Below are 4,391 nucleotides of genomic sequence, written 5' to 3'. Positions count from 1 at the left end.
TGATCTGGTACTTTCTAGCAATCAATACAATCCCTAACGAAGAAGTGAGATAGTCTTGAACCACCTGCAGTTTAAACTGCTTAGTATATTTAGTCATAGTAAAACCCCCGGTATTGGATTCTGGTCCAATACCGGGGGTTCACTTCAACAACCAGATAAGCGGTTGTTGCTACTTTTTTGCTTGCTTTTTAATCTGCTTTACTATTTATAGAGTGGTCCACGGTTGAGCTTGCGTTCATTAACTTGTTCGATAGCTAATGGTAAAACCGTAACCTTAGGCCGCTGAATATACTCAGCAAAACTTTTTGGCCAGGTAAGTAAGCGGTGGCCTAAGGTTCTAGCTGATCTTGGTCGGACTGATTCTGTTTTAAGCATGACAAGACCTCCCACTGGTTGCTGTTAGTGTATGCTCCGACAAACGAAGCCAGAAATAGGATTAGTTGTCTAAAGTCAGCTTACTAAAGATTGCGGTCTGACTTTTCGCGGGTCGTTTCGGTTTTTTCACTGATTTTATCTTTTGCATCAGCTAATTTTTCTTTGGCTTTACCTAATGCATTTTGTGCCTTACCTTTAATTTCACGTGTTTTGTCATTAGTTATTTTACCGGCTGCTTCGTTGGCTTTACCCTTAGCTTGTGTTTTTGCGCTGTCTAAATGATCTTGATTATTATTCATATGATAGCCTCCTTGTATATTGTGATATTGCTTATAATTAGTATAACTTCAGTGTGAATGAAAAGGCAAAATAAATGCAGCGTTAAATGAATCTACGTGGCACTTATTTATTGACTAAATTTAGTTTCACTAGGGGAAAATTCAAATTCTGTTCGCTGAAAATTCATAGGTTTTTGCTATGTTAAGTATAATAAAAACAGATTAGGGGCATAATTAATGATCAGAAAAAAGGAAATCACACGGGAAAAAATGTTGACCATTGCTTATGATTTGGTGGTCACGCAGGGCTTTACCAATTTTACAGCCCGTAAAGTGGCACAGGCAATTGATTGTTCGACCCAGCCGCTATATCAAGAATTTGGTTCAATGGCTAACTTGAAACACGCTATATTAGTGAAATTGCAGCACTATTTGATTCATGAAGTGTATAACCAAGTGGTGACAGGTGATCGACTGTTGGATATTGCCTTAGATTATATTCAGTTTGCGGAACAGAATCCCAAGCTTTATCGCGCGGTATTTATTGAGGATCATTTTGGGGTCAATGCCATGCAGAATTTTACTTATCGTTATGGGCGTCAAGTCATGGCAGATTATGCGCCGGCACAGCGACTTTCAAAAGCTGCTGGTGAAAATGTGATCACTGGTATGTGGATCATCGCTCAGGGCATTGCATCACTGGTATCTGCCGGGTTTATTAATATTAGTGAGAAGCAGACCGTCAATTTGTTGCGGGCTGCATTATATGATTTTATTCATAATGATCGACTTGAAGACGGCATGATCACCGTGAATTCCTTTGAAAAATTAGATCAATTAACGAAAATATAAAAAGAGCTGCCAAAGCGGCAACTCTTTTGTACGTACAACTAATATTATCAAGAATAGATGACGGACAGCATAAGTAATGCAGCACGCTATAGATTTTCAGACTTTTCAACTAAACTTTTAGCAAAAGCCTCGAGATGTTCAATATCTTCTTCTTCAGCCTCAAGGTCAACTTTAACGATGTCAGCGCCCTTAGTTGCACCAGTCTTTTCAAAAGCATCGGCAAAATCATCAACTGATTTGCCGAAACTGTCGTCATAAAATGTATCGCCGGAACCGCAAACACCGTAAATTTTACCGCTTAAATCTTCATCTTGTAAATCTTCATAGAAATCAACGGCTTCATCAGGTAGTTCACCATCACCATATGTATAAGTAACCACAATACAGATATCAACGTCGGCAAAGTCCTCGGTGTCAGCTTGTGAGATCTCGCTACTGTCAACATCAACGCCCAAGTTTTCCAAAGCTTCAGAAACAATGTCGGCAATTTCTTCGTTATTACCAGTCATACTTGCATAAATTATTTTAGCGCTAGCCATTTGATCGCTCCTTCAACTTAATATATTCCATTAACAAAAATATGGCGTTCACCAATCAAAAAAAGCCTGGACGTCTATTTATTTGTTTGGATCAATCCAGATTGATTATAGCAAATATTTCTGCAGATGAAAATGTTCAGCGCGAATTAGTTCTGTTAGGACAGCTTATAATTTCGTGTTAAAATAAAAAGGACGCTGTTTTGTAGCGGGATCTTTTATTGAAGGCGGGACTAATATTGGTTAAAAAAAAGTCGCAGCAGCCGATACCCATGGGGCGGCGTAAGCGTAGTTGGCGGTTCATCTATTTATTGATCGCACAGCTTAAGACTTCAGGTATTAATGATGCGGCTGTTGTGGTGGCATTTTGGGAATTACTCTCGCTATTTCCGTTGATTATTTTTGCCGGAAACGTTGTGCCGTTATTACATATTGATGGACAAAATATTCTTGATTATGTGGTTACTGCAGTACCACCGCCGATCACCAAACAGATTTTACCAATTGCGCGTCATTTCGTACCTCACGGTAGTAGTGGTTTATTGTCGATTGGGGCGATTGGGACTTGGTGGGCTGGTAGTCGTGGGGTCAACGCCTTAAAACGGATGATGGATCGAACTTACGGTGTATTAGGTCAACAAAACGCCATTTTATTGCGGATGATTTCACTTTTTATGACGGTTCTATTGGCGATCGCGTTAGTGATGATCGTGGTTATTTTTAGTTTTGGTCAACAAGTTTTAGACTGGATCACACCGTTATTGAATATTCCGGTGAATTTACCGCATTTGTTCGGTACCTTAAAATGGCCGGTTACGGCAGTTGTCGTATTCTTAATGTTGATACTGATTTATTATTTATTACCTAATGTTAAATTGCGCTTACGTAGTGTTGTACCGGGTGCATTATTAACAACCGTGGGCTGGTTATTATTATCACAATTGTTTTCATTATATGTGCGCTACTTTGCCCAAACCGTTTTAAGCTACGGGACGATCGGATTTTTCATTGTTTTATTGCTTTGGTTGGATTTCTCGGCTTGGATCATGATGTTTGGTGCCATGATCAATGTGGTGGTGCAGTACACATTCTTTGGTGAGGTGGAACGTAACAACGGTCGAATGCAGCATATTCATGGGCGTAGAAAGACTGAAAATGCCATCGAAGAAAAAAATACGGTATAATGGATTTAAAATAATTGATCGATGCGCGTTCCGCCTAGCATTATTTTGGCGACGTTGCTCGAGGCTCTATTTGTATGACCAATGTTTGAGGAGGAGTATTCTAATGAAAGTTCGTAAAGCAATTATTCCAGCTGCTGGGCTAGGCACACGGTTACTGCCAGCAACGAAAGCAATGGCAAAGGAAATGTTGCCGATCGTCGATGTACCGACGATTCAGTTTTTGGTTGAAGAAGCTAAGGCAGCAGGAATTGAAGATATCCTGATCATCACTGGTAAGGGTAAGCGGCCGATCGAGGATCATTTTGACTCAGTGCCTGAATTAGAAATGGTGCTGAAGAATCGGCATAAAGATAAATTATTGCATTTGGTGGAAAGCACCACCAATATTGGTGTGCGCCTGTTTTTTGTGCGCCAATCGTATCCTAAAGGACTAGGGGATGCAGTTCGTCTAGCCCAAGATTTCGTCGCTGATGAACCCTTCGTAGTCATGCTAGGTGATGACATCACCCAATCTAAGGTTCCATTGACCAAACAACTAATGGATGATTACGCGAAGACTCATGCTTCGACGTTAGCAGTTGTTAAGGTCCCCCATGAAGAAGTTTCAAAGTATGGTGTGATCAAACCAACGGCGGAAACCGAAAAGGGTTTGTACAACGTGCAGAGTTTTGTTGAGAAGCCGCAACCTGATCAAGCACCTAGTGATCTGGCAATTATCGGTCGTTACCTCTTTACGCCAGAGATTTTCGATAGTTTGAATATTCAAGAACCAGACGCAGGTGGCGAAATTCAGCTAACCGATGCAATTGATCATATGAATAAAACTCAGCGTGTTTTTGCTCGCGAATTTACTGGCAAACGTTATGACACGGGTAATAAACTTGGTTATTTAACGACAAATATTGAATTTGGTTTACAGCATCCCGAAATCAAGGATAAATTGCGTGACTATATCATTAAGCTAGGTCATAAATTAAGCAAAGACTAATAAGCTAACAAAAAAGCCTGACCAGAATATTGAAGTGCAACACAAAAGTTAGACAAAAGTAAATATTTCTACGCTGCTAAGGTATGTTCTCGGTATTCACACGGGGACATACCTTTTGTTTTCAAGGAAATCCTTTGGTGATTAAACCAGTAAATATATTCCTCTGAGACTGTTTTAA

Annotated in this window: 7 protein-coding genes; 3 read left to right on the top strand and 4 right to left on the bottom strand. The window is 40.0% G+C overall.

The window, feature by feature from the left end:
• Nucleotides 1-201: 201 nt before the first annotated feature.
• A complete protein-coding gene (locus EKM76_RS13525) occupies nt 202-375 on the bottom strand; it encodes a hypothetical protein (RefSeq protein WP_164507663.1) in 174 nt (57 codons plus the stop codon).
• An 83-nt stretch (nt 376-458) separates the two neighbouring features.
• The gene (locus EKM76_RS12855) at nt 459-674 is read right to left on the bottom strand and encodes a CsbD family protein (protein ID WP_125550968.1); all 216 of its coding nucleotides are present in this window, start codon (nt 672-674) and stop codon (nt 459-461) included.
• 216 nt (nt 675-890) lie between these two features.
• Between EKM76_RS12855 and EKM76_RS12850 the strand changes: the two genes are divergently transcribed.
• The gene (locus EKM76_RS12850) at nt 891-1,505 is read left to right on the top strand and encodes a TetR/AcrR family transcriptional regulator (RefSeq protein WP_125550967.1); all 615 of its coding nucleotides are present in this window, start codon (nt 891-893) and stop codon (nt 1,503-1,505) included.
• An 86-nt stretch (nt 1,506-1,591) separates the two neighbouring features.
• Here EKM76_RS12850 and EKM76_RS12845 read toward each other — a convergent pair whose 3' ends face one another.
• Nucleotides 1,592-2,044, bottom strand: coding sequence for a flavodoxin (locus tag EKM76_RS12845; RefSeq protein WP_125550966.1), 453 nt, complete (start codon nt 2,042-2,044; stop codon nt 1,592-1,594).
• A 236-nt stretch (nt 2,045-2,280) separates the two neighbouring features.
• On the opposite strand from EKM76_RS12845, the gene EKM76_RS12840 reads away from it, so the two are divergent.
• Entirely contained in the window at nt 2,281-3,225 is a 945-nt protein-coding gene (locus EKM76_RS12840) for a YihY/virulence factor BrkB family protein (RefSeq protein ID WP_225417948.1), read from the top strand.
• Nucleotides 3,226-3,328: 103 nt separating this feature from the next.
• Nucleotides 3,329-4,213 carry a UTP--glucose-1-phosphate uridylyltransferase GalU gene (galU, locus tag EKM76_RS12835; RefSeq protein ID WP_125550965.1) on the top strand — a complete coding sequence of 295 codons (885 nt, stop codon included), beginning with the start codon at nt 3,329-3,331 and terminating at the stop codon, nt 4,211-4,213.
• A gap of 68 nt (nt 4,214-4,281) precedes the next feature.
• On the opposite strand, the gene EKM76_RS12830 is transcribed toward galU, so the two are convergent.
• A partial coding sequence (locus EKM76_RS12830) for an IS3 family transposase (RefSeq protein ID WP_164507642.1) occupies nt 4,282-4,391 on the bottom strand: 110 nt, incomplete at its 5' end.

Source organism: Loigolactobacillus zhaoyuanensis, from assembly GCF_003946385.1.
Classification (GTDB): domain Bacteria; phylum Bacillota; class Bacilli; order Lactobacillales; family Lactobacillaceae; genus Loigolactobacillus; species Loigolactobacillus zhaoyuanensis.
The sequence above is the reverse complement of the archived record's forward strand: the minus strand, read 5'-3'. Positions and strand labels throughout refer to the sequence as shown.

Coding starts and splice junctions, on each gene's coding strand:
- EKM76_RS12850 (WP_125550967.1), top strand. CDS start 891: ATGATCAGAAAAAAGGAAATCACACGGGAAAAAATGTTGACCATTGCT.
- EKM76_RS12845 (WP_125550966.1), bottom strand. CDS start 2,044: ATGGCTAGCGCTAAAATAATTTATGCAAGTATGACTGGTAATAACGAA.
- EKM76_RS13525 (WP_164507663.1), bottom strand. CDS start 375: ATGCTTAAAACAGAATCAGTCCGACCAAGATCAGCTAGAACCTTAGGC.
- galU (WP_125550965.1), top strand. CDS start 3,329: ATGAAAGTTCGTAAAGCAATTATTCCAGCTGCTGGGCTAGGCACACGG.
- EKM76_RS12855 (WP_125550968.1), bottom strand. CDS start 674: ATGAATAATAATCAAGATCATTTAGACAGCGCAAAAACACAAGCTAAG.